Below are 1037 nucleotides of genomic sequence, written 5' to 3' on the forward strand. Positions count from 1 at the left end.
CCGCCTTCACGGATTGCGAAACGCAGACCGTCGTCCATCGCGATCGGGTGGATCAGGGTAACAACCATTTTGATGTTGTCGCCCGGCATTACCATCTCTACGCCTTCCGGCAGTTCGATGGTGCCAGTCACGTCAGTAGTACGGAAGTAGAACTGCGGACGGTAGCCTTTGAAGAACGGAGTGTGACGGCCGCCTTCATCTTTGGACAGGATGTACACTTCAGATTCGAACTTGGTGTGCGGGTTGATGGTGCCCGGCTTAGCCAGTACCTGACCACGTTCGATTTCTTCACGTTTGATACCACGCAGCAGAACACCTACGTTCTCACCAGCACGGCCTTCGTCCAGCAGTTTGCGGAACATTTCAACGCCAGTACAGGTGGTTTTCGCGGTTTCTTTGATACCAACGATTTCAACTTCTTCACCTACTTTGATGATACCGCGCTCTACACGACCGGTAACAACGGTACCACGACCGGAGATGGAGAATACGTCTTCGATCGGCAGCAGGAACGGCTTGTCAATCGCACGCTCTGGTTCCGGGATATAGGTATCCAGGTGGCCAGCCAGTTCGATGATTTTCGCTTCCCACTCTGCGTCGCCTTCCAGCGCTTTCAGAGCAGAACCACGAACGATCGGGGTGTCGTCGCCCGGGAAATCGTACTGAGACAGCAGTTCACGAACTTCCATCTCAACCAGTTCCAGCAGCTCTTCGTCATCAACCATGTCGCATTTGTTCAGGAACACGATGATGTACGGAACGCCTACCTGACGACCCAGCAGGATGTGCTCACGAGTCTGCGGCATCGGGCCGTCAGTCGCAGCAACAACCAGGATCGCGCCGTCCATCTGCGCAGCACCGGTGATCATGTTTTTAACATAGTCGGCGTGGCCCGGGCAGTCAACGTGCGCGTAGTGGCGAGTCGGGGTGTCATATTCAACGTGAGAGGTGTTGATGGTGATACCACGAGCTTTTTCTTCCGGCGCGTTATCGATCTGGTCGAATGCGCGAGCGGAACCACCGTAGGTTTTAGCCAG

The 1037-nt window shown here is 54.9% G+C and carries 1 protein-coding gene; it reads right to left on the minus strand.

What is annotated here, in order from left to right; translation table 11 throughout:
- The coding region (gene tuf / locus HMPREF3140_RS10820) for an elongation factor Tu (protein WP_020316953.1) at positions 1-1037 on the minus strand (1037 nt) is incomplete at both ends.

The sequence above is a fragment of the Klebsiella sp. HMSC16A12 genome, assembly GCF_001808265.1.
GTDB classification, from domain to species: Bacteria; Pseudomonadota; Gammaproteobacteria; order Enterobacterales; family Enterobacteriaceae; genus Klebsiella; species Klebsiella pneumoniae.